Here is a 22786-nt window from a genome sequence, read left to right on the forward strand (position 1 = left end):
GTTATCTCCATGCAAGAAAAAGTTTTAAAAGTATTAGAATTCATGAAAGTTAAAGAACAGCTATTAGAGCATGCGGCATCTTCGCTTGGAAGAAGAAAAATACAGGACTTAGTGCCATCTACTGATTTTGATGAAGTTGTTAGACTTCAAGCTGAAACCGATGAAGCAGCAACGGTGTTTCGGGTAAAAGGAAATGTTCCACTGTCTGGAGTTCATGATATCACTCCTCACATCAAACGTTCGGTTATAGGCGGGGTGTTGAGCCCGCATGAACTAATCCAAATTGCTAGTACCATCTATGCAAGTCGGCAAATGAAACGATTTATTGAGGAGTTTGCCGATGAAAGAACTGAAATTCCAATTTTGTCTGAACAAGCTGAGCGAATTATCCCGCTCACCAACCTTGAGCATTCAATTAAACATGCCATCGATGATAATGGTGAGGTATTAGACAGTGCCAGCGACCTGCTCCGGTCATTAAGGCACCAGCTTCGGTCCAATGAATCACGGGTTCGCGAAAAACTTGAAAGCATGATTCGTTCCTCGAATGCCAGCAAAATGCTTTCCGATGCGATTGTCACGATACGAAATGACCGGTTTGTTATTCCAGTGAAACAAGAATATCGCGGACACTACGGCGGGATTATTCATGACCAAAGCGCATCAGGTCAAACCCTGTTTATAGAACCGCAGGTTATTGTCCAATTAAACAATCAACTGCAGGATATTCGTGTTAAGGAACAACTCGAAATTGACAGGATTTTAACAGAGTTATCCGCCGCTGTAGCTGAGCATGACAGCGAACTCAAAGTTATTGTCGAGGTCCTCGCCAATTTAGATTTTATTTTTGCAAAAGCAAGATATGGAAAACGAATAAAAGCATCGATGCCTGTCATGAACAATGAAGGAAGAATTGCATTATATAAGGCAAGACACCCTCTTATTCCAATTGATGAGGTAGTCGCTAACGATATTCTGCTTGGAAAAGAGTTTACAACAATAGTTATCACGGGTCCGAATACAGGTGGTAAAACGGTCACCTTAAAAACCCTTGGATTGTGTACATTGATGGCCCAAGCGGGTTTGCAGATTCCGGCTTATGACGGCTCAGAGTTGGCCGTTTTTGATGCAGTTTATGCCGATATTGGCGATGAGCAGTCCATCGAACAAAGCTTAAGTACCTTTTCATCCCATATGGTTAATATTGTTGATATCTTAAATCGAGTCGATTTTAACAGCCTTGTCTTATTTGATGAACTTGGCGCGGGAACCGATCCACAGGAAGGTGCAGCCTTAGCTATTTCGATTTTGGATGAAGTACACAAACGAGGCGCACGAGTTATTGCGACAACACATTATCCTGAGTTAAAAGCATACGGTTATAACCGTGAGGGTGTGCTGAACGCTAGTGTCGAGTTTGATGTCGAGTCATTAAGCCCAACCTATAAATTGTTATTAGGAGTACCTGGCCGTAGTAATGCTTTTGAAATCTCCAAGCGTCTCGGCTTAAATGAACGGGTCATCGAGGCTGCACGTTCCCACGTAAGTGAAGACACGAATCAGATTGATAAAATGATTTCTTCCTTGGAAGATAGTAAACGTTTAGCGGAAAGAGAACAAGAGGAAGCACGTGATTATTTAAAATCAGCAGAGAAACTTCATCAGGACTTGCAAAAACAACTGATGGAATTTTACGAGAAAAAAGATTCTATGCTTGAACAGGCGGCAGAAAAAGCAGGAGAAATCGTTGACGAAGCGAAGAGTGAGGCCGAAAAGGTCATCCGTGATCTTCGCAAAATGCGGACGGAAAAACATGCTGATATTAAAGAGCATGAATTAATTGATGCCAAACGACGCCTTGAAGAGGCTGCCCCAGAAATACCAAAATCCGCTAAGCTTGCAAATAAAAAGGTAAAGAAGCATTCGTATATGCCTGGCGATGAGGTAAAGGTGCTTACCTTTGACCAAAAAGGCACGCTGGTAGAACAAGTTTCTTCAAATGAATGGCAGGTTCAAATCGGGATTCTCAAAATGAAAGTCAAAGAAAAAGATATGGAATATATGAGTACCCCGAAACAAGTGGAAACTAAGCCAATGGCGATTGTAAGAGGCCGGGATTCATATGTTAAATTAGAGTTGGACCTTCGCGGGGAGCGGTACGAAGATGCTCTCCTAAAGGTAGAAAAATACATTGATGATGCGCTTCTATCTAGTTATCCACGGGTCTCGATTATCCATGGAAAAGGGACGGGCGCATTACGGCAGGGAGTTCAGGAATACTTAAAAAACCATCGCTCTGTCAAAAAAATTCGCTTTGGAGAAGCTGGGGAAGGCGGATCAGGTGTAACCATCGTTGAGTTTAAATAATGTCCGGGGAGTTTTGGCAATGGACCAGTTTTGGGAGAATCAATATATTCAAATTGCTGCTTATTATAGTGTCGTCATTTTATGTTTGGTTGTTTTTTTAGCTATTTTTGAAATGGTGACTAAATATCGAAATTGGGAAGAAATAAAAAAGGGAAATATGGCTGTGGCGATGGCGACGGGAGGAAAAATTCTTGGCGTGGCCAATATCTTCCGCTATACGATTGAACAGAATAATTCATTGCTTTCAATGGTTGGATGGGGGATTTATGGCTTTCTATTATTACTAATAGGTTATTTTATCTTTGAATTTTTAACGCCAAAATTTAAAATTGATGAGGAAATACAAAATGATAATCGCGCCGTCGGTTTTATTTCGATGATTATCTCCATTGGCTTGTCTATCGTAATCGGTGCAGGAATTTCGTAAAGGGAGAATAAAAAAGTGGAGACCTTAGCTAAGATACTTCTCGGATTATGCGGCTTGTTTTTGCTAATCGGCTTGATCTATATGTTGTTTTTTTCTTAAAAGAAATCACCGCTGAGGACAAGTCAGTGGTGATTTTTTTGCTATATCGTCAATTGTTTAATGGTAATTACTGTACTATAATAGAAGAGTAGTTTGAATTTTTATAATTATCCACATAGAAAAGGGGGATATTATGTATGAAGCAAAACCCTGGCTGAACCTGTACCCGAAAGAGATACCTGCTACACTTGAATACTCTTCGGAGCCGGTCCAGCAATATTTAGTTAATTCCGCCGGAAAATACCCAGAAAAAGTGGCCATTCATTTTATGGGGAAAAACATCACCTACAAGCAACTTTATGAAGATGTTTTGAATTATGCTGGTTATTTACAGAATACAATCGGCATTTCAAAAGGTGACAGAGTCGCGATTATGCTTCCTAACACTCCGCAGGCAGTGATAAGTTATTTTGCAATATTAATGGCAGGCGGAATAGTCGTTCAAACGAACCCGTTATACACCGAACGTGAGCTTGAATATCAGATGAAAGATTCTGGTGCAAAGGCCATCATTACACTTGATATCCTCTACCCGCGCGTAACTAAAGTGATGCCGCAAACAGAATTACTGCATGTAATTGTAACCGCTATCAAGAACTACTTACCATTCCCTAAAAATCTAATTTACCCCTTCATCCAGAAAAAACAATATGGAATTGTTGTGAATGTAAAGCACGAAGGCAGGACACATTTGCTTTCAGAAATATTAAAAATGAAGCCGCAAAAAATAAACCATTACGATTTTAATCCTGTTGAAGATGTCGCACTTCTCCAATATACTGGAGGGACGACTGGATTTCCGAAAGGGGTCATGCTTACACATAAAAATTTAATTGCTAATACAAAGATGTGTGAGGCTTGGCTATACAAATTAAAGCCAGGCGAAGAATCTGTCCTAGGAATCATCCCATTTTTTCACGTTTATGGTATGACAACCGTCCTAATCTTATCGATCATGCAGGCCAATAAGATGATCTTATTACCAAAATTTGATGCCGAGACCACATTAAAAACAATCCAACAACAGCGTCCGACCGTGTTCCCAGGTGCACCAACTATTTATATTGGAATTTTAAATTATCCAGAGTTGAAAAAATATAATCTCTCCTCCATTCATTCTTGTATTAGCGGCTCAGCGGCACTTCCAGTCGAAGTACAAGAGAAATTTGAAGCCGTTTCCGGTGGAAAACTTGTAGAAGGCTATGGGTTGACTGAAGCTTCACCTGTAACACATGCCAACTTTTTATGGGATGTTCCTCGGGTAAAAGGAAGTATTGGGGTACCTTGGCCAGATACTGAGGTTAAAGTTGTATCGCCCGATACAGGTGAGCCGGTGCCAATTAAGGAAATAGGTGAAATTGTCATAAAAGGACCGCAAATAATGAAAGGCTATTGGAATCGTCCAGAGGATACCAAGGAAATCTTGCATGATGGCTGGTTATATACAGGTGATTTAGGCTATATGGATGAAGAGGGCTATTTTTATGTCGTTGACCGTAAAAAGGATATGATTATTGCTGGTGGTTATAATATTTATCCAAGAGAGATAGAAGAAGTATTATATGAACATCCAGATGTGGTCGAGGCGGTCGCCGCAGGTATTCCTGATCCGTACCGTGGGGAAACTGTAAAAGCATATATTGTTTTAAAAGAAGGTTCTTCTGTAACCACAGATGAATTAAACCAATTTTCTAGAAAATATCTTGCAGCTTACAAGGTTCCTCGGGCTTATGAATTCAGACAAGAATTGCCTAAGACGGCTGTCGGAAAAATATTAAGAAGGATGCTTGTCGAAGAAGAAAAACAAAAAATAGAAGAAGAAAGCAAAAAACACGCTTAATCTTAGCTGTTTATCTCCTCTTTTTTTTGAAAGATAAAGCCTGTCCTTATGTTGGAAATATGAAAAAGCCTAGGAGTACATCTTGACAGAAATAAAGATAATATCTATTATAAAAATATGAATGATTATTCATTCATATTTTTCTTTTTAAAAGTGTTAACCGTATTAACTGAAATGGATCATTTTCTTTCAAAGGAGGGATATAGTTGAAAAAAAGCAAACCGAAATATATGCAAATTATTGATGCAGCAGTGATAGTCATTGCTGAAAATGGCTACCACCAGGCCCAGGTTTCAAAAATTGCCAAACAGGCCGGAGTGGCTGATGGGACCATTTATCTTTATTTTAAGAACAAAGAAGACATCCTTATCTCTCTCTTTGAAGAAAAAATGGGAAGTTTCATTGAAAAAATAGATAATATGATAGCAGGAAAAGGGACCGCGGCAGAGAAGTTATTAATGATGATTGAAGCTCATTTTAGTATGCTATTTGATGACCATCACATGGCAATCGTTACCCAGCTTGAATTACGCCAGTCGAATAAAGAATTACGACTTCGTATTAATGATGTTCTAAAAGGATATCTACAGGTAATCGATAAGATTATTATTGAGGGTAAAGAAACAGGCGAGTTTTCAATCGATCTTGATGTTCGCTTGGCCCGGCAGATGATATTTGGCACCATTGATGAAACAGTGACATCATGGGTGATGAACGAAGAAAAGTATGATTTATTAGCGCTGGCACCTCCAGTCCATCGTCTTTTAATTAATGGATGCGGAAGCCGGTAGATTATTAAAACAGGGGGAGATCTAATGGAATACTTAAAATGGTCGTACCAAGACCGCATTGCCACGATCACGATTGATCGTCCTCCGGCAAATGCCCTTTCTTCAGGACTACTAAGGGAATTGTCGGCGGTGCTTGATGAAATTGAACCCAATCGCGAAATAAAAGTGATTGTGATTCACGGGGAAGGGCGCTTTTTCTCTGCAGGTGCCGATATTAAAGAATTTACTACGGTTACTTCTTCCGAGGGTTTTTCAAATCTTGGTAAGTTTGGTCAAGATTTATTTAACCGAATGGAAAAATTTCCAAAACCGATTATTGCGGCTATTCACGGAGCTGCTCTTGGTGGTGGGCTTGAATTAGCAATGGCCTGTCATATCCGCTATGTGAGTGAAAATGCAAAACTAGGTCTTCCTGAATTGCAGCTTGGCTTAATTCCTGGTTTTGCAGGTACCCAGCGACTCCCTAAATATGTGGGGGTTTCCAGAGCGGCAGAAATGCTGTTCACATCTGAACCTATCACCGGGGTAGAAGCAGTCCAATACGGTTTAGCTAATCGTGCCTTTTCTGAAACAGAAGTAGTGGAGCAAGCGCATAAATTAGCTGGAAAAATTGCTAAGAAAAGTCCGGGTGCCATTAAGGCAACAATTGAGTTGTTAAATTATGCAAAAACTGAAGAGTTCTATGAAGGATCCAAAAGAGAATCAGAGTTATTTGGTGAAGTTTTTGTTTCTAACGACGGTAGAGAAGGGATTCAAGCCTTTATTGAAAAAAGGGAACCGCACTTTAAGGGTGAATAAAGCTATCTTTGGAGGTATAATTGTAAAGAGAGCTTTTTTTTCAAGTGAATTTTCTTAATCTTTCAAACTGAGCGAATGCTCGAAATTTTATTAGGAGGTAAATCATGAATATTTTTGTATTAATGAAAAGAACCTTTGATACCGAGGAAAAAATTTCGATTTCTGGTGGAAAAATCAACGAGGATGGTGCTGAATTTATCATCAACCCGTATGACGAATACGCAATTGAAGAAGCAATCCAGGTTCGCGATGCGAATGGTGGAGTAGTAACCGTTATTTCTGTTGGGTCTGAAGAAGCTGAAAAGCAATTACGTACGGCGCTAGCGATGGGGGCAGATAAAGCCGTCCTTATTAATACCGAGGATGATGTGGAAGGCGGAGACCAATTTACAACAGCGAAGATTTTAGCTGAATACTTAAAAGATAAAGAGGCAGATTTGATTCTTGGCGGGAATGTTGCCATTGATGGTGGGACAGGTCAAGTGGGGCCACGTGTGGCTGAATTATTAAACATTCCATATGTGACCACAATTACTAAGTTAGAAATTGATGGAACAAATGTAACCGTTACCCGTGACGTTGAAGGGGATTCAGAGGTTATTGAAACAAGCCTTCCTCTATTAGTTACAGCCCAGCAAGGCCTGAATGAGCCACGCTATCCTTCTTTGCCAGGGATTATGAAGGCAAAGAAAAAGCCGCTTGAAGAATTAGAATTAGACGACCTTGATCTAGAAGAAGACGATGTGGAAGCAAAGACAAAAACAATCGAAATTTATTTGCCGCCTAAAAAAGAAGCAGGCAGAGTATTGGCTGGCGAATTGAACGATCAAGTGAAAGAGCTTGTTCAACTTCTTCATACTGAAGCAAAAGTAGTCTAAACGGATTTTTACAAATATTGATTTCAGGAGGTATAGGGAATGTCAAGAAAAGTAGTCGTATTAGGAGAAGTTCGTGACGGTTCATTACGTAATGTTTCTTTCGAGGCTATTGCAGCAGCTAAAACAGTTGCTGAAGGCGGAGAAGTTGTAGGTGTTTTAGTAGGGGATTCTGTAAGCGATCTATCGGCTGGGTTGATTCACCATGGCGCAGACCGCGTGGTTGTAGTTGAGGATGAAAAATTAAAACTTTATACTTCCGATGGGTACGCTCAAGCGCTATTAGCTGTGCTTGACCAAGAAAAGCCAGAAGGATTAGTTTTAGGACATACCTCACTTGGGAAAGACCTATCACCAAGAATTGCAGGGAAATTAGCATCCGGTTTAATTTCGGATGCGACTGCGGTTGAAGTAACGGGCGGCAATGTTGTTTTCACACGACCAATCTATTCAGGTAAAGCATTTGAAAAGAAAATTGTTACTGATGGATTAATTTTTGCTACGGTTCGACCAAATAATATTGCACCATTGGAAAAAGATGAAAGCAGAAGCGGTGAGGTTGCTGCTCTTTCGGTAGAAATCAAAGACCTTCGTGCGATTATTAAAGAGGTAGTAAGAAAAGCAAGTGAAGGTGTTGACTTAAGTGAAGCGAAAGTGGTTATTTCAGGTGGTCGTGGTGTGAAGAGTGCCGATGGCTTCCAACCACTTAAGGAACTTGCTGCAGTCCTCGGAGGAGCGGTTGGTGCATCTCGTGGGGCTTGTGATGCAGATTATTGCGATTACTCTTTGCAAATTGGTCAAACTGGGAAGGTTGTCACGCCAGACCTTTATATCGCCTGTGGTATTTCAGGTGCTATTCAACACTTAGCGGGAATGTCCAACTCAAAGGTGATCGTTGCAATTAACAAAGACCCTGAAGCTAATATCTTTAAAGTAGCTGATTATGGAATTGTAGGCGACTTGTTTGAAGTCGTTCCTTTACTGACTGAAGAGTTTAAAAAGTTGAAGGTTCACTCATAATAATAAAAGCACAAGTGCCTAGGTGCTGAAACCAGACAATAGAAGAGCGAGCGGAAGGAAGTGTTCCGCTCGCTTTTTATTGGATATTTAAGACTTAAACGGGGAAAATTATCAATGAAGCAATTTATTAGCTTGATATTCTAAACGGTGGTATACTTTCGGTAGTAATTCAGTAATCATTAGGAGGGCAATATAAATATGGCAATTTCACATGTAACAGATCAAAACTTTTCGGCCGAAACAGGTTCAGGCCTTGTTCTTGTAGATTTTTGGGCACCATGGTGCGGACCTTGTAAAATGATCGCTCCAGTTCTCGAAGAACTTGATTTAGAAATGGGCGATAAAGTAAAAATCACTAAACTTGACGTGGATGATAACCCGCAAACTGCAGCAAACTTCGGTGTCATGAGTATCCCAACTTTATTAGTGATGAAAGATGGCGAAGTCGTTGATAAAGTTGTCGGCTTCCAACCAAAAGATGCGTTAGCAAGTGTTTTAAACAAACACGTGTAATAGAACGAAAAAACCTTAGTTGGATTCTTCCCAGCTAAGGTTTTTTATGTTTTCCAAGAGACTCCCACTTTCAATTATCCGCAGTTTGCTTTAAAATTTTATAAGATATACAAATAGACGGGAGGGGAGTGGCCGGAATGAATGAAACTATTAAACAAAAACTAACGCTGCTGCCGGATCAGCCTGGCTGCTACTTAATGAAAGACCGTCAGGGAACGATTATTTATGTGGGAAAAGCCAAAGTACTAAAGAACCGTGTGCGTTCCTATTTTACGGGGTCACACGATGGGAAGACGTTAAGACTTGTCAATGAAATTGAGGACTTTGAATATATCGTAACCTCATCTAATATAGAAGCACTCTTACTTGAACTAAATCTTATTAAAAAGTACGATCCAAAATACAATATCATGCTGAAGGATGATAAAACCTATCCGTTTATTAAGTTGACTGCGGAAAAGCATCCAAAGCTGATCATTACTAGAAAAGTTAAAAAAGACAAGGGCAAATACTTTGGTCCGTATCCCAATGTGACCGCAGCTAATGAAACCAAAAAGCTGCTTGACCGAATTTATCCGCTCCGTAAATGCTCAACCCTGCCAGACAGGGTCTGCTTATATTATCATTTAGGACAGTGTTTGGCTCCATGTGTAAATGAGGTTCATGAAGAACAGTATAAACAAATGACAGATGAAATCACCCGCTTTTTAAATGGCGGATATAATGAAATAAAGAAAGAGCTTAAGGAAAAAATGTCGGCGGCGTCCGAAGAATTAGATTTTGAAAGAGCGAAAGAATATCGGGATAAAATTATTCATATTGAAACGATTATGGAAAAACAGAAAATTACCATGACTGATTTCACTGATCGTGATGTATTTGGCTATGCTGTCGATAAAGGTTGGATGTGCGTTCAAGTCTTTTTTGTACGTCAGGGAAAACTCATTGAGCGGGATGTTTCCATGTTCCCTGTTTATAATGAACCCGAGGAAGAAATCTTAACGTTCCTCGGCCAATTTTATTCAAAAGCCAATCACTTTAAGCCAAAGGAAATTCTTATTCAAGATGAAGTGGAGTTAACCTTAGCCGAGCAACTGTTAGAAGTAAAAGTTCTTCAGCCGCAACGGGGACAAAAAAAGGATCTCGTGCAATTGGCGATTAAAAATGCAAAAATAGCTTTGAATGAGAAATTTTCATTGATTGAAAAAGATGAAGATCGAACCATTAAGGCTGTCGAAAACTTGGGTGAGTTGCTGGGAATCTATACCCCGCACCGCATTGAAGCCTTTGATAATTCCAACATTCAAGGAACAGACCCCGTTTCAGCAATGGTCGTGTTCATTGATGGAAAGGCCAATCATCGTGAATATCGAAAATACAAGATCAAAACAGTCCAAGGACCGGATGATTATGAGTCGATGCGGGAAGTGACGAGAAGAAGATATTCACGCGCGCTCAAAGAGGAACTTCCTCTCCCTGATTTAATCATTATTGATGGTGGGAAGGGGCATGTCGAAGCCGTCCGCGACGTGTTGGAAAATGAGTTAGGTTTAGATATTCCCTTGTCAGGACTTGTAAAAGACGAAAAACACCGTACCTCACAATTGCTTTATGGTAATCCGTTAGGAATTGTTCCGCTTGGGCGAAACAGCCAGGAATTTTATTTACTGCAAAGAATTCAAGACGAAGTTCACCGCTTTGCGATTACTTTCCACCGTCAACTCCGCGGTAAAACAGCGTTTCAATCTTTGCTTGATGATATTCCTGGAATTGGGGAGAAACGGAAAAAGTTATTATTAAAACAGTTCGGCTCTGTGAAAAAAATGAAAGAGGCAAGCAAAGAGGAATTCATAGAAATTGGGATCCCAACGACTATTGCCGAGGAATTAATTAAAAAACTTCAATCGTAGTGATTGTCAGAAAAAAAAGAACATGCTATAATTAGTGAAAATTTAATTTACTATCACTTTTACGTATTAAAGTGAAGGTAGAGGTGCGAGCTTCAAGAGTAGTGGTTCTGAGAAGGATGAGCTTCTTAGACGAATCATGAAAGGGGATGTTCGCCGAAGTAAGGAAGGTCTCATAACTTTCTTTGCTGGTCCCGTATTGAATAAATGCTGGATTGTCAAGACGATTGTCTTGGAGAGCTATCTTACATTGTAGGTGCGAATATTTTTTCGTGTTTTAAGCAATGAGATGCCCTTCTCATTGCTTTTTTGCATTTTTATTGGGGAAAAATATGAATTACTTCTAGAGAAGGGGAAAACAAAACATGGGGATTATTGTACAAAAGTTCGGAGGTACCTCCGTTGCTAATGTGGAAAGAATATTAAATGTAGTATCATGTGTGAAAGAAGAGACCGACCGCGGCAACAATGTGGTTGTGGTTGTTTCTGCAATGGGGAAATCTACGGATACACTGGTCGGATTAGCAAAGGAAATTTCGGCGCAGCCTAATAAACGCGAAATGGACATGCTGTTATCGACAGGAGAGCAAGTAACGATTGCATTACTGTCGATGGCGCTTAACCAACAAGGGCTTGAAGCTGTATCTTTTACAGGCTGGCAGGCTGGTATTTTGACAGAGCCAGTCCATGGAAATGCCCGGATTTCTAATATTAAAACAGAAGCGATTGAATCACAGCTTGAATCAGGCAAGGTGGTTATTGTGGCGGGGTTCCAAGGAATCACCGAAGACGGTGAAATTACCACACTTGGCCGTGGTGGTTCCGATACGACAGCCGTTGCTCTGGCAGCTGCCCTTAAGGCAGATAAATGCGACATATATACAGATGTTACGGGAGTTTTCACGACCGATCCACGATACGTCAAGAGTGCGCGTAAATTATTATCGGTATCATATGATGAAATGCTGGAGTTAGCTAATTTAGGTGCAGGTGTACTCCATCCACGGGCAGTGGAATTTGCAAAAAATTATCATGTTCGGCTCGAGGTTCGTTCGAGTATGGAAAAAATAGAAGGTACAGTTATTGAGGAGGAAGCAGCAATGGAACAAAACTTAGTGGTCCGCGGTGTCGCATTTGAAGATGAAATTACAAAAGTAACTGTATTGGGCTTGGCAAATTCACTAACCAGCCTGTCGACAATCTTTACAACATTGGCTGCTAATCACCTGAATGTCGATATTATTATTCAAAGCACAACAGAAGGTGGTTCAGCGAATTTGTCATTCTCTATTCAAACCAATGATCTCTTAGAAACATTAAAGGTTCTAGAAGATAACAAATCAGTACTAGGTTATGAGCAGATTGATGCGGAAAACAAATTAGCAAAGGTTTCCATTGTTGGTTCAGGGATGGTTTCTAACCCTGGTGTGGCTGCGAAGATGTTTGCAGTACTTGCTGAAAATAATATTCAAATTAAAATGGTCAGCACTTCCGAAATTAAAGTATCTGCCGTGGTAGAAGAAAAAAATATGTTAAAAGCAGTCGAAGCTTTGCATGAAGCATTCGAACTTGCGGTTCAGTAAAAAAAATGGTGTCAGGCACTTAACGGTACCTGACACCAATTTCATTTAGTTGTTTTCCCATTTTACTGTGAAAACAACTTTATTTGATTTTTTTACAGGATGCTCGAAGGTTTCGGCATTGGCTTCTTTTTGCAGTTCAATCTGTTGGGCAAGGAATCCTGCTTCGAGTTGGAAAAAGTGTTCAGCCTTGGACTTAACACGTGAAACAATCAGCGGACTACTTAGTTCAAATTGTAACTCTGTTTTATTTTCCTTTTTTAGTTCCAGATGGCCCCATGAGGCTTTGGCGAAAAAATCAATAATCTGTCCTATATCGGTTAATGGATATTTTCGGGCGAGTCGTTTTCCGGCCCAATATAAAATTTCAGGTGTATCTTTCCCAAGAATCTCAGGTAAAAGAACTTCTCTAATTAATTCATATCCGAAAATGGAAATGGTTCTTGGTTCATCAGTATCGATTGTCTCATTCATAACTGTACTATTATTCACAAGCTTCCCCTCTTTCTATCATTCTATTATATACACTTTTGGTTTACTTTCAGTACAGTTTTTACAGTCATAATAAATTCAATTTAGCTCGATTTTGTTATTTTGCAATATCTTACCTTGTTTTCCATGATAATTATCATTCCCGTAGTGGAAAAAATAACAACCGTTATATCTTGGTAATTACCTTTGAAGATATAATGATTTTCAAAAAATATCCATACACGTCAGTGGAAATGACTAATCTATTATAATTTCAATATATTTAAAAAATTTTATTTTTTTGAAAGATAAGTGTATCCGTTTTCTTGACGCTCTTACATGATGGGAGTAAAATGTACTTGTCACATTATTGTCACAGTGATGCTAGGTTTCAAACACAGGGGTTTTAATTTGATAGAAACTAAACATCATTTTTTTTAAACATTATAGGGGGGTAAATTTATGGCGGGTAATCGAGAATTTGTTTATCGGAGATTGCATTCGCTGCTAGGGGTTATTCCAATCGGAATCTTCGTTATGCAGCATTTGGTGGTCAATCACTATGCAACAGAAGGAGTAGAATCCTTCAACAAAGCTGCGAACTTTATGGGAAATCTCCCTTTTCGCTACGTATTAGAAACTGTAATTATTTATTTACCAATTTTATTCCACGCAATTTACGGTCTGTATATCGCATTTACAGCAAAAAACAATGCAAGTCAATATGGGTTTTTTAGAAACTGGATGTTCTTGCTCCAACGTGTTTCTGGTGTCATTACATTAATTTTTATCACTTGGCATGTCTGGGAAACTCGTATAGCGGCAGCTTTTGGCAACGAAGTTAACTTCCAAATGATGCAGGATATTCTATCATCCCCATTCATGTTTGCGTTTTATGTGATTGGTATTATTTCAGCAATTTTCCACTTTGCAAATGGATTGTGGTCGTTCTTAGTTAGCTGGGGCATCACGGTATCACCTCGATCTCAAGTTATCTCTACATACGTGACAATCGTTATTTTCTTGGCTCTATCCTATGTTGGTGTAACGACATTACTAGCTTTTGTATAACAAATGAAATAATTGATGGGAAAAATAATGGAATTTTGGATTAAGGGAGTGAGTCACGAATGAGTAAAGGTAAGGTGATTATTGTCGGCGGCGGTTTAGCCGGCTTAATGGCAACGATTAAGGTTGCAGAAACAGGAACACCAGTAGAATTGTTTTCTTTAGTGCCTGTTAAACGCTCACACTCTGTTTGTGCACAGGGTGGTATTAATGGAGCAGTAAATACAAAAGGTGAAGGTGACTCCACGTGGATTCACTTTGATGATACCGTTTATGGCGGAGATTTCTTGGCTAACCAGCCGCCTGTAAAGGCGATGTGTGACGCTGCACCTGGAATTATTCACTTAATGGACCGTATGGGAGTTATGTTTAACCGTACTCCTGAAGGGCTATTGGACTTCCGCCGTTTTGGAGGTACACAGTATCACCGGACAGCATTTGCTGGTGCTACGACTGGACAACAGCTCCTCTATGCTTTAGATGAGCAAGTTCGTCGTGAAGAAGTAGCAGGCCTTGTAACTAAATATGAGGGCTGGGAATTCCTGGGTGCGGTCGTTGATGACGATGGTGTATGCCGTGGGATTGTAGCCCAAAACTTAAAAACTATGGAAATCAAATCTTTCTCTGGTGACGCAGTCATCATGGCTACTGGCGGTCCTGGTATTATTTTTGGAAAATCAACAAACTCTGTTATTAATACGGGTTCAGCTGCATCGATTGTGTATCAGCAAGGTGCTTATTATGCTAACGGTGAAATGATTCAAATCCATCCAACAGCGATTCCTGGGGATGATAAACTTCGACTAATGAGTGAATCTGCCCGTGGGGAAGGCGGCAGGATTTGGACATATAAAGATGGTAAGCCTTGGTATTTCCTAGAGGAAAAATATCCTGCCTACGGAAACCTTGTACCTCGTGATATTGCAACACGGGAAATTTTCGACGTTTGTGTGAATCAAAAACTCGGAATCAATGGCGAAAACATGGTATACCTTGATCTTTCACATAAGGATCCGCATGAATTGGATATTAAACTTGGTGGTATTATTGAGATTTACGAAAAATTCATGGGTGATGACCCTCGTAAAGTGCCAATGAAAATCTTCCCTGCTGTTCACTATTCGATGGGTGGACTTTGGGTGGACTATGACCAAATGACAAGCATTCCAGGTTTGTTTGCAGCAGGTGAATGTGATTATTCACAACATGGTGCGAACCGGCTAGGTGCCAACTCTTTACTGTCAGCCATTTATGGTGGGATGGTTGTTGGACCAAATGTTGTGAAATATATCAAAGGCTTAGAAAAGAGTTCGGATGCTGTATCTTCTACTGTATTTGATCGTCATGTGAAAGAACAAGAGGATAAGTGGAATTCAATTATGTCTCTAAATGGAAATGAAAATGCTTATATTCTTCATAAAGAGCTTGGGGAATGGATGACCGATAATGTAACTGTTGTTCGCCACAATGACAGACTGTTAAAAACGGATGAGAAAATACAAGAACTTTTAGAACGTTATCAAAATATCAACATTAATGATACTTCTAAATGGAGCAATCAAGGGGCAGCTTTTACTAGACAATTGCAAAACATGCTGCAATTGGCTCGTGTTATTACAATTGGTGCATACAACCGAAATGAGAGCCGTGGTGCACATTATAAACCTGACTTCCCTACACGTAATGATGAGGAATTCTTAAAAACGACAATGGCGAAATTTGTTGATAGCTCATCAGCACCAGCTTTCCATTACGAAGATGTTGATGTCTCATTGATCAAGCCACGTGAACGAAATTACGCTAAAAGTTAAGGGGAGTAGGTAAAATGGCTGAAACTAAAATGGTGAAATTTATTATTTCACGTCAAGATAACGAAAATACTGCTCCTTACGAGGAGGAATTTGAGGTTCCCTATCGTCCGAATATGAATGTCATCTCGGCGTTAATGGAAATCCGTAAAAACCCTGTCAATACAAAGGGACAAGCATCAACTCCAGTAACCTGGGATATGAACTGTTTGGAAGAAGTTTGCGGTGCTTGTTCAATGGTTATCAATGGCAAGCCGCGTCAATCTTGTTCAGCACTTATCGATCAATTGGAGCAGCCGATTCGTCTAGCACCGATGAAGACCTTCCCGGTCGTTCGTGACTTGCAGGTTGACCGCAGCCGAATGTTTGATGCTTTAAAGAAAGTAAAAGCTTGGATTCCTATCGATGGTACCTATGATTTGGGTCCTGGACCACGTATGCCTGAGACAAAGCGTCAATGGGCCTATGAACTTTCTAAGTGTATGACATGCGGGGTTTGTCTTGAGGCATGCCCGAACGTAAACAGTAAATCAAATTTCATTGGAGCACAGCCGCTTTCTCAAGTTCGTCTTTTCAATGCCCATCCAACTGGTGCCATGAATAAAGCAGAACGACTTGAAGCAATTATGGGTGACGGCGGTCTTGCTAACTGTGGTAATTCACAAAACTGTGTTCAATCTTGTCCAAAAGGTATTCCGTTGACTACCTCAATTGCCGCATTGAACCGTGATACAACCATTCAAGCTTTTAGAAGCTTCTTTGGAAGTGACCACGCTTAATAGCGCGTAGGCAAAAACCTTCTTTTCTATTTGGAAAAGAAGGTTTTTGTCGTTTGTCGGCGAAAAATTGCATTGGTTCTTCGAGAAATCGTTTGTTATACTTTTATTAATGTCGAGCTGTTGGAAAAGGAAGGTACATAGAGTGAAATTTAAATTTCCGCTGTTCATTATTTTAGCAGGGCTCATATTAGTAGGGATCGGACTGTGGCAATATATTGATGTAAATACACAAACCCAGACAACACTTCAGCAAGCAAAGGAATTAATTTCAGACCAGCCCGCGGTTGCCCCTAAAAAAAGGGCTGACAACAGTCAACCTCCAGATATGGGCGAAACAGTCGGTCTTTTAGCTATTCCAAAGATTAACGCTGAGTTAGCCATTATCGAAGGAACCGACCCAGATGACCTAAAAAAAGGGGTCGGACATTATAAAGGAGCTTATTTTCCAGGAGAGCAAGGACAAATTGTTTTATCTGGACATCGAGATACCGTTTTTCGTAAATTAGGCGAGTTAAAGATTGGTGATTCACTGAAAATGGAAATGCCGTATGGATCCTATACGTATGAAATCATTGATACGAAGATTGTCAAATCCGATGATACGAGCATTATTACGCTACAGCATGAAAAAGAGGAATTAATATTAACCACTTGTTATCCGTTTCGATACGTTGGCAATGCACCAAAACGCTATATTATTTATGCAAAACCGAAAAGTCCCTAAATATAAGGGACTTTTTTTAAAAAAATCAGTCTCCTCACTGGAAATCTAGTCACTACATTTATGTTGTTCACATAAGATATGTTGACTAAATATATACCCACCCCGTGTTCATAACTGGCGAAGGCAAGGAGGGTTACAGTACTTGAAGGAGAATGTATATAATCATAAGCCGTTACTCACCAAACGTGAAAGAGAAGTATTCGAATTATTAGTCCAAGACAAAACAACGAAAGAAATCGCTGGTGAATTATTTATAAGCGAAAAAACGGTTCGAAATCACATTTCCAATGCCATGCAAAAGCTTGGTGTAAAGGGGCGTTCTCAAGCAGTTGTAGAGCTCCTTCGAATGGGAGAGCTAGAACTTTAACAATGACCGGCTTCCTGTTAGGGGACGCCGGTTTAATTTTGAATAGATACGTCCCTATGAAAATTCGCCGAGGAGTGAGCCCCTATCAGCGCTGACAAAGACGTGGTTGCACTTTTAGCCCAAGGGGAGTTAGATTTCCCTTGGGCTAAAAGTGGTAAGTAAACTTACGAAATTGTACATAAAAAAACGAACAAATCCGCATAATTAAATTGATAATCTAGTTATAGACATATAAAATAAACTTAGGATAAGAGAAATAATGCTTTTATCTGATAAAGGGATGTTTATTTTGGATAATAAACAAGTACAAACCGAATTAGCGGGTTTTATTGGAAGGACACTCCGTGAAAATTTCGGAAAAGGTCCCGAATCAGTCTTTGTTTCGTTTAACCATACTATCATGACCGTATATTTACGGAACTTTATATCGCCCTCTGAAAGTGTATTGCTCGGCCAGCAGCACGAAACGATGGTGCAAACCACACGTGATTTGTTGATGCAGACTTTAATCCCAGAGTTTAAAGCGTATATAAAAATTCTGACCCATATGGAAGTAAATGAATTTTACTATGACTGGGGATTACACAATAAAAGTGGATTATTTGTTTGTATAGGAATTACACCGACTGAGAGCGAAGCTCCAATCGATAAAAAATATAGTTATCCTGGTCAAGAAAATCTTCATCGAGAAATAAATAAAATTAGCCTTCTAGCAGAAAAAACTCCAGAAGAGGTCCATTCTTATCTATTAAATGAGCGGACGCTGGTTGTTATTAGAGAAGGAATACTTGTTCCGATTGAAAAGGAATTAATTCGTTTAGGAAATTTTGAAGCCTTAAGGCTTGCTAAAAGAAATCTGGAGAAACGATTATTACATAGTAGCGGTAATTTTGAATCGATTCTAAATACAAAAGTGAGCGATATTTTTGTGGATTGGGACTTTTATCGTGATCGAAGTATAATCGTACTAATATTATCACCAACATCATAAGGGCGGAAATGGACTAGACAATATTATTGAGCTAGGCGTAAGCCAAGATGGGACCCGCTCCTATCTTGGCTTTTATTTTTATCGGGAAGGAATAGATAGAGAGAGATGAAAAAATCTACGATAATTGATGAGGTTTTTCAAAAAAGTATAGAGGAAGAAATCGTAAAAAGAGAGGAAGCTTATCGGGACTTAGTTGAGAATTCACCTGATGCCGTGCTTATTGCCAGTGGAGATGATATCTTATTTATTAATGAAACAGGGGCAAAATTATTTGGAGCAGCTACTAAAGAAAAAATTGAAAATACAAAAATAGCTGATAGAATCCACCCTGATTATTATGACTATATTAACGAACGTCAGGAAATTATTGATGGGGGAGAAGCAACTGACTTTCTAGAATACAAATTAATTCGCTTGGATGGAACCATTTTTGAAGCAGAAGTAAAAGGGATTCCGACTATTTTTCAAAATAAACCAGCTCGACATATCATTATCAGGGATATCACCGCGAGAAAAAAGACGCTTGAACTATTGCTTAATGCTGAGAAATTAAATGTTGCTGGACAACTAGCAGCCGGGATTGCTCATGAAGTACGAAACCCGCTTACAGCGATAAAAGGGTTTTTGAAACTAATGGAATCACAATTAATTGACCAAAAATCCTACTTTGATATCATCCAATCAGAAATCAATCGAATTGAGCTCATCCTAAGTGAGTTATTGGTTCTTTCGAAACCCCAAGTATTAAAATTTGAACCCGTACACCTTCATACATTGGTTGAAGAAGTGAAGACGCTGATTGATACACAGGCCATTATGAAGAATATTCATATCCAATTCATAAACGATTTTGGAAACTTAATTATCAATGGTGATAAAAACCAACTAAAACAAGTCGTGATTAACTTTCTGAAAAACTCGATTGAAGCGATGCCAGATGGCGGCATTATTACGATTGAAATCAAAAAGCATGGAAGTAATCATGTGAAGATGTTATTTAAGGACACAGGTTGTGGTATGCCGAGACATGTCTTAAAGCGTATTGGGGAACCATTTTTTACAACAAAAGAAAGCGGTTCTGGGCTAGGAATCATGAATTCTAAACAAATTGTCCAAAATCATCATGGGACGGTTCATTTCTGGAGCGATGAAAAAGGAACAATCATAGAAGTGATATTACCGATTAATTAAATGAAGGATCAATGGGGGAGTTTATCTGAAAATGAGGCATAACTTTGATATGCGTGTACAGATGGAATAAAAGGAAGGCTGAAAGAACAGCCTTCCTCTTCACTGTAGAAAATGATTTACTTCGTTGCCTTGGTATAGCTGTATTCAACTTCTTCTGTTTTTTCATTGTAATCGACATGTAAATTATGTCCATTAAAAAACCATAAATCTCTTTCCTCAATATAAAATAATAAGCCCTCTGCTTCGACTTTCACAATAATATCGATCGGATAATTATCTACAGTAAATCCGAGTGAAAAACCTTCTTGGACAGGGCTGTTTCCATACACCTTGGGGAAAAACTTTACCATATCCCCTTTCTTTAATTCGACCTCATCTTGAAACCATTTTAGTGCTGACGTACTGATTACAATTTCCATTCTTTTTTCTCACCTTTGGTTTTTATTGAAATCCCCTTTTATTATAATCCAAACTGTGCCAAACTAATATTTTTCTAATAGTTTCAACTTGAATTTTTAAAGGAAAAAGTAGAAAATAAGGACAAGCATAAAGACCTTCACCGATGAACACAACTTTTTAAATAGATAGTAGTCTTTAGGAGCAGAGAAGCAGTTTATAGGAGTGTATGGAAATGAAACTCGAAAATTCACAAAAGGCCAATGGAGAAATTGTTGCCAATATAGAGAAAGACTTACGCTACATCTCTGGAATCATTAAGCAAAAAGGCAGAGAAATGTTAAGTAACTATACAATTACACCACCGCAATTCATTGCCCTGCAATGGCTCTTTGAAGATGGTGATATGACCATCGGCGACCTTTCTACTAAAATGTACTTGGCGTGTAGCACGACGACCGACCTCGTTGACCGGATGGAAAAGAACCTTCTTGTCGAGCGGGTGAAAAATCCAAACGACCGCCGTGTAGTTAGAATACATTTACTTGAAGAGGGTAAAAGAATTATTGATGAAGTCATTAAAAAACGTCAGGTTTATTTGGAAGAAGTGTTGGTTGATTTCTCTAGCGAAGAAATTCAACTACTTGAAAGAAGCTTAAAGAAATTGCATGAGGAAATGCGTTAAAAGAGGCGATATGTTTTGAAACAAGCAATTGGTGTCATCGATTCCGGTGTTGGCGGACTAACGGTTGCCAAAGAGGTCATGCGTCAGCTTCCAAATGAGAAAATCATTTACTTGGGGGATACGGCACGCTGCCCATATGGCCCGAGGACAACAAAGGAAGTCAAGAGGTTCACTTGGGAGATGACTTCTTTTTTATTGGAGAAAAAAATTAAAATGCTGGTTATAGCCTGCAACACGGCAACAGCAGCTGCTTTAGATGAGATTCGTAAAGAATTAGCTATCCCAGTCCTGGGGGTAATTAATCCAGGAGCACGAGCAGCAATTAAGAAAACTAAAAACTATCGGATTGGAATTATCGGGACAGTGGGCACTGTGAAAAGTGGAGCTTATGAAAAGGCTCTGAAATCGCTTAATAGTCGGCTTTATGTGACAGCACATGCCTGTCCGAAGTTTGTCCCGCTTGTAGAGAGTAATGAATTTGCTGGTCCAATTGCAGAAAGAGTTGTTGATGAGGCATTGCAGCCAATGCTCAACCAGAAATTGGATACGCTTATTCTAGGTTGCACCCATTATCCTTTGTTAGAGCCTGTCATTAAAAATGTCATGGGTGAGTCTGTGAGCGTGATTAGTTCTGGTGATGAGACCGCTCGGGAAATAAGTGCCATCCTTCAGTATAATGGGTTGCTAGAAACGTGCGAGGACGAGCCTGAACATGAATTCTATACCACGGGCTCACGAAGAATATTTTCAAAAATCGCCTCACAATGGCTAGGATTCCCCATAAACGAAGTGAAAAAAATAAAACTTTAAAAACGATGGTGTAAAAACGATGGTTAAAACGATGGTGTCAGGTACCACTCGTGGACATTTGTCCTCCGGTGGTGCACAGGCGCCATTTTCTTTTATTTTGTTTTGATAATTTTGTTCTATTTTTTTGCTTAAGTCGGTCTAATTTATCAGAAGGCTCGTATACATGATAGTACAAACTGTCTTAGGGGGGAAATAGTTATGTCTAAAAATAAAGGAAAGATCCTTGTGTCGACTGTGTTAACTTCATCAGTTCTACTGTCAGGTTGTGGATTATTTGGGACAGAGACACAGAAGAAAATCGATCCGCCAAAGAGTGTAACGATCAAGGATGATAAAACAAGTCAGCAAACAACGGGGAAAGAAGCGGGTAAGGAGGCACAGGCAAACACCGTCAAAACCGAGTTATACTTAGTGGATAAGGACGGGTATGTCGTTCCACAAACCATGGATCTGCCAAAAACCAATTCTGTTGCAAAACAGGCGCTGGAATATTTAGTGATGAATGGACCGGTGACAGATCAACTTCCGAATGATTTCCGGGCAGTCCTCCCTGAAGACACAGAACTCTCTGTGAATATTGATAAAGAGGGAGTAGCTACGGTAGACTTTTCAAAAGAATTTAAGAATTACCAGGCTGAAGATGAGATGAAGATTCTCCAATCGGTAACATGGACGCTAACTCAGTTTGATAATGTTAAAACAGTAAAATTAAAAATGAATGGTCATGATTTGACTGAAATGCCCGTTAATGGAACGCCAATCAGCGATCATCTCTCAAGGGCAACTGGTATTAACTATGATACAGCAGATGTCACCGATATAACTAATACTAAACCTGTGACTGTCTACTATATTGGCGGTGAAGAAGGTTCCTATTATTATGTGCCCGTCACACGCCGCGTAAGTAATAATGAAAAAGATAACTATGTAGCTGTCGTTAATGAATTAATTAAAGGACCAAGTGAGAAATCTCCACTTGTTTCTGAATTTATGTCCGATGTGAAGCTTCTTGAAGCACCTAAGTATGAGGATGGAAAAGTAACATTGAACTTTAATGAGAATATCTTCGGCAGCTTTAAAGAAAAGGAAATTTCACAGCATTTATTAGATGCTCTCGTCCTCTCCCTAACTGAGCAAGAGGGCGTGGACAAAGTCGCCGTCCAAGTAAATGGTAAAGCGGACATCAAAAATGATAATGGGAAAAAATTAACTGAACCTGTATCTCGGCCAGAAAAAGTCAACACAGGTAGTTTTTAAAAATGATTATTTGTTATACTAT

General features: G+C 39.5%; 22 protein-coding genes and 1 riboswitch. Of the genes, 20 read left to right on the forward strand and 2 right to left on the reverse strand.

The genetic code is table 11. The features are described from left to right. The first annotated feature begins 9 nt into the window (after nucleotides 1-9). The 10 genes from V7121_RS15530 to V7121_RS15575 all read left to right on the forward strand — a co-directional run bounded on the left by V7121_RS15530 (nucleotide 10) and on the right by V7121_RS15575 (nucleotide 12220). The gene (locus V7121_RS15530; RefSeq protein WP_335547134.1) at nucleotides 10-2367 is read left to right on the forward strand and encodes an endonuclease MutS2; all 2358 of its coding nucleotides are present in this window, start codon (nucleotides 10-12) and stop codon (nucleotides 2365-2367) included. 19 nt (nucleotides 2368-2386) lie between these two features. Further along, nucleotides 2387-2794, forward strand: coding sequence for a DUF350 domain-containing protein (locus V7121_RS15535; protein ID WP_335499044.1), 408 nt, complete (start codon nucleotides 2387-2389; stop codon nucleotides 2792-2794). A 232-nt stretch (nucleotides 2795-3026) separates the two neighbouring features. Then, on the forward strand, nucleotides 3027-4733 hold the full coding sequence (locus V7121_RS15540; protein ID WP_335499045.1) for an AMP-binding protein: 1707 nt from the start codon (nucleotides 3027-3029) through the stop codon (nucleotides 4731-4733). 206 nt (nucleotides 4734-4939) lie between these two features. Beyond that, complete coding sequence (locus V7121_RS15545; RefSeq protein ID WP_335499047.1) at nucleotides 4940-5524, forward strand: TetR/AcrR family transcriptional regulator; 585 nt, start codon at nucleotides 4940-4942, stop codon at nucleotides 5522-5524. Nucleotides 5525-5548: 24 nt separating this feature from the next. Next, a complete protein-coding gene (locus V7121_RS15550; protein WP_335499049.1) occupies nucleotides 5549-6322 on the forward strand; it encodes an enoyl-CoA hydratase in 774 nt (257 codons plus the stop codon). A 104-nt stretch (nucleotides 6323-6426) separates the two neighbouring features. Then, nucleotides 6427-7200, forward strand: a complete 774-nt coding sequence (locus V7121_RS15555) for an electron transfer flavoprotein subunit beta/FixA family protein (RefSeq protein ID WP_335499051.1) — start codon at nucleotides 6427-6429, stop codon at nucleotides 7198-7200. 39 nt (nucleotides 7201-7239) lie between these two features. Continuing rightward, a complete protein-coding gene (locus V7121_RS15560; protein ID WP_335547136.1) occupies nucleotides 7240-8217 on the forward strand; it encodes an electron transfer flavoprotein subunit alpha/FixB family protein in 978 nt (325 codons plus the stop codon). Between the two features lie 198 nt (nucleotides 8218-8415). Further along, nucleotides 8416-8730, forward strand: coding sequence for a thioredoxin (trxA, locus tag V7121_RS15565; protein WP_335499055.1), 315 nt, complete (start codon nucleotides 8416-8418; stop codon nucleotides 8728-8730). Between the two features lie 137 nt (nucleotides 8731-8867). Next, on the forward strand, nucleotides 8868-10640 hold the full coding sequence (gene uvrC / locus V7121_RS15570) for an excinuclease ABC subunit UvrC (RefSeq protein WP_335499056.1): 1773 nt from the start codon (nucleotides 8868-8870) through the stop codon (nucleotides 10638-10640). Between the two features lie 70 nt (nucleotides 10641-10710). Beyond that, a riboswitch (Lysine riboswitch) is annotated at nucleotides 10711-10888 on the forward strand. 114 nt (nucleotides 10889-11002) lie between these two features. Then, nucleotides 11003-12220 (forward strand): aspartate kinase, encoded by a 1218-nt coding sequence (locus tag V7121_RS15575; protein ID WP_335547138.1) that lies wholly within the window; start codon nucleotides 11003-11005, stop codon nucleotides 12218-12220. Nucleotides 12221-12265: 45 nt separating this feature from the next. Here the strand turns inward: V7121_RS15575 and V7121_RS15580 are convergent, their stop codons facing one another. Further along, nucleotides 12266-12709 (reverse strand): YslB family protein, encoded by a 444-nt coding sequence (locus tag V7121_RS15580; protein ID WP_420490722.1) that lies wholly within the window; start codon nucleotides 12707-12709, stop codon nucleotides 12266-12268. A 441-nt stretch (nucleotides 12710-13150) separates the two neighbouring features. Here V7121_RS15580 and V7121_RS15585 point away from each other — a divergent pair, with 441 nt between their 5' ends. From V7121_RS15585 to V7121_RS15615, 7 genes are all read left to right on the forward strand, one after another. Beyond that, nucleotides 13151-13759: a succinate dehydrogenase cytochrome b558 subunit gene (locus V7121_RS15585; protein ID WP_335499060.1), complete on the forward strand. Its 609-nt coding sequence runs from the start codon at nucleotides 13151-13153 to the stop codon at nucleotides 13757-13759. Nucleotides 13760-13818: 59 nt separating this feature from the next. After that, nucleotides 13819-15567 (forward strand): succinate dehydrogenase flavoprotein subunit, encoded by a 1749-nt coding sequence (sdhA, locus tag V7121_RS15590; RefSeq protein WP_335499062.1) that lies wholly within the window; start codon nucleotides 13819-13821, stop codon nucleotides 15565-15567. Between the two features lie 14 nt (nucleotides 15568-15581). After that, nucleotides 15582-16343: a succinate dehydrogenase iron-sulfur subunit gene (sdhB, locus tag V7121_RS15595; protein WP_335499064.1), complete on the forward strand. Its 762-nt coding sequence runs from the start codon at nucleotides 15582-15584 to the stop codon at nucleotides 16341-16343. A gap of 142 nt (nucleotides 16344-16485) precedes the next feature. Continuing rightward, nucleotides 16486-17067, forward strand: coding sequence for a class D sortase (locus V7121_RS15600; RefSeq protein WP_335499066.1), 582 nt, complete (start codon nucleotides 16486-16488; stop codon nucleotides 17065-17067). Between the two features lie 142 nt (nucleotides 17068-17209). After that, on the forward strand, nucleotides 17210-17434 hold the full coding sequence (gene gerE / locus V7121_RS15605; RefSeq protein ID WP_026563391.1) for a spore germination transcription factor GerE: 225 nt from the start codon (nucleotides 17210-17212) through the stop codon (nucleotides 17432-17434). Nucleotides 17435-17693: 259 nt separating this feature from the next. Further along, the gene (locus V7121_RS15610; protein ID WP_335547139.1) at nucleotides 17694-18425 is read left to right on the forward strand and encodes a Na-translocating system protein MpsC family protein; all 732 of its coding nucleotides are present in this window, start codon (nucleotides 17694-17696) and stop codon (nucleotides 18423-18425) included. 105 nt (nucleotides 18426-18530) lie between these two features. Then, nucleotides 18531-19616, forward strand: coding sequence for an ATP-binding protein (locus tag V7121_RS15615; RefSeq protein ID WP_335499069.1), 1086 nt, complete (start codon nucleotides 18531-18533; stop codon nucleotides 19614-19616). 116 nt (nucleotides 19617-19732) lie between these two features. Here the strand turns inward: V7121_RS15615 and V7121_RS15620 are convergent, their stop codons facing one another. Further along, nucleotides 19733-20035 carry a HesB/YadR/YfhF family protein gene (locus V7121_RS15620; protein ID WP_335547141.1) on the reverse strand — a complete coding sequence of 101 codons (303 nt, stop codon included), beginning with the start codon at nucleotides 20033-20035 and terminating at the stop codon, nucleotides 19733-19735. Between the two features lie 212 nt (nucleotides 20036-20247). Between V7121_RS15620 and V7121_RS15625 the strand changes: the two genes are divergently transcribed. The 3 genes from V7121_RS15625 (at nucleotide 20248) to V7121_RS15635 (ending at nucleotide 22764) form a co-directional block, all read left to right on the forward strand. Continuing rightward, nucleotides 20248-20697: a MarR family winged helix-turn-helix transcriptional regulator gene (locus V7121_RS15625; protein ID WP_335499073.1), complete on the forward strand. Its 450-nt coding sequence runs from the start codon at nucleotides 20248-20250 to the stop codon at nucleotides 20695-20697. A 15-nt stretch (nucleotides 20698-20712) separates the two neighbouring features. Next, nucleotides 20713-21507 (forward strand): glutamate racemase, encoded by a 795-nt coding sequence (racE, locus tag V7121_RS15630; protein WP_335499075.1) that lies wholly within the window; start codon nucleotides 20713-20715, stop codon nucleotides 21505-21507. 198 nt (nucleotides 21508-21705) lie between these two features. After that, on the forward strand, nucleotides 21706-22764 hold the full coding sequence (locus tag V7121_RS15635) for a GerMN domain-containing protein (protein WP_335499077.1): 1059 nt from the start codon (nucleotides 21706-21708) through the stop codon (nucleotides 22762-22764). The last annotated feature ends 22 nt before the right edge of the window (nucleotides 22765-22786 follow it).

This window comes from Neobacillus drentensis (assembly GCF_036962125.1).
In the GTDB taxonomy this organism is placed as follows: Bacteria; Bacillota; Bacilli; order Bacillales; family Cytobacillaceae; genus Neobacillus; species Neobacillus drentensis_B.

Excerpts from the sequence above, each read along its gene's own strand:
- V7121_RS15575 (WP_335547138.1), top strand. The coding sequence starts at position 11,003 with ATGGGGATTATTGTACAAAAGTTCGGAGGTACCTCCGTTGCTAATGTG.
- V7121_RS15535 (WP_335499044.1), top strand. The coding sequence starts at position 2,387 with ATGGACCAGTTTTGGGAGAATCAATATATTCAAATTGCTGCTTATTAT.
- V7121_RS15555 (WP_335499051.1), top strand. The coding sequence starts at position 6,427 with ATGAATATTTTTGTATTAATGAAAAGAACCTTTGATACCGAGGAAAAA.
- V7121_RS15540 (WP_335499045.1), top strand. The coding sequence starts at position 3,027 with ATGTATGAAGCAAAACCCTGGCTGAACCTGTACCCGAAAGAGATACCT.
- sdhA (WP_335499062.1), top strand. The coding sequence starts at position 13,819 with ATGAGTAAAGGTAAGGTGATTATTGTCGGCGGCGGTTTAGCCGGCTTA.
- trxA (WP_335499055.1), top strand. The coding sequence starts at position 8,416 with ATGGCAATTTCACATGTAACAGATCAAAACTTTTCGGCCGAAACAGGT.
- V7121_RS15550 (WP_335499049.1), top strand. The coding sequence starts at position 5,549 with ATGGAATACTTAAAATGGTCGTACCAAGACCGCATTGCCACGATCACG.
- sdhB (WP_335499064.1), top strand. The coding sequence starts at position 15,582 with ATGGCTGAAACTAAAATGGTGAAATTTATTATTTCACGTCAAGATAAC.
- V7121_RS15560 (WP_335547136.1), top strand. The coding sequence starts at position 7,240 with ATGTCAAGAAAAGTAGTCGTATTAGGAGAAGTTCGTGACGGTTCATTA.
- V7121_RS15620 (WP_335547141.1), bottom strand. The coding sequence starts at position 20,035 with ATGGAAATTGTAATCAGTACGTCAGCACTAAAATGGTTTCAAGATGAG.
- V7121_RS15625 (WP_335499073.1), top strand. The coding sequence starts at position 20,248 with ATGAAACTCGAAAATTCACAAAAGGCCAATGGAGAAATTGTTGCCAAT.
- V7121_RS15530 (WP_335547134.1), top strand. The coding sequence starts at position 10 with ATGCAAGAAAAAGTTTTAAAAGTATTAGAATTCATGAAAGTTAAAGAA.
- V7121_RS15615 (WP_335499069.1), top strand. The coding sequence starts at position 18,531 with ATGAAAAAATCTACGATAATTGATGAGGTTTTTCAAAAAAGTATAGAG.
- uvrC (WP_335499056.1), top strand. The coding sequence starts at position 8,868 with ATGAATGAAACTATTAAACAAAAACTAACGCTGCTGCCGGATCAGCCT.
- V7121_RS15585 (WP_335499060.1), top strand. The coding sequence starts at position 13,151 with ATGGCGGGTAATCGAGAATTTGTTTATCGGAGATTGCATTCGCTGCTA.
- V7121_RS15610 (WP_335547139.1), top strand. The coding sequence starts at position 17,694 with ATGCTTTTATCTGATAAAGGGATGTTTATTTTGGATAATAAACAAGTA.
- V7121_RS15635 (WP_335499077.1), top strand. The coding sequence starts at position 21,706 with ATGTCTAAAAATAAAGGAAAGATCCTTGTGTCGACTGTGTTAACTTCA.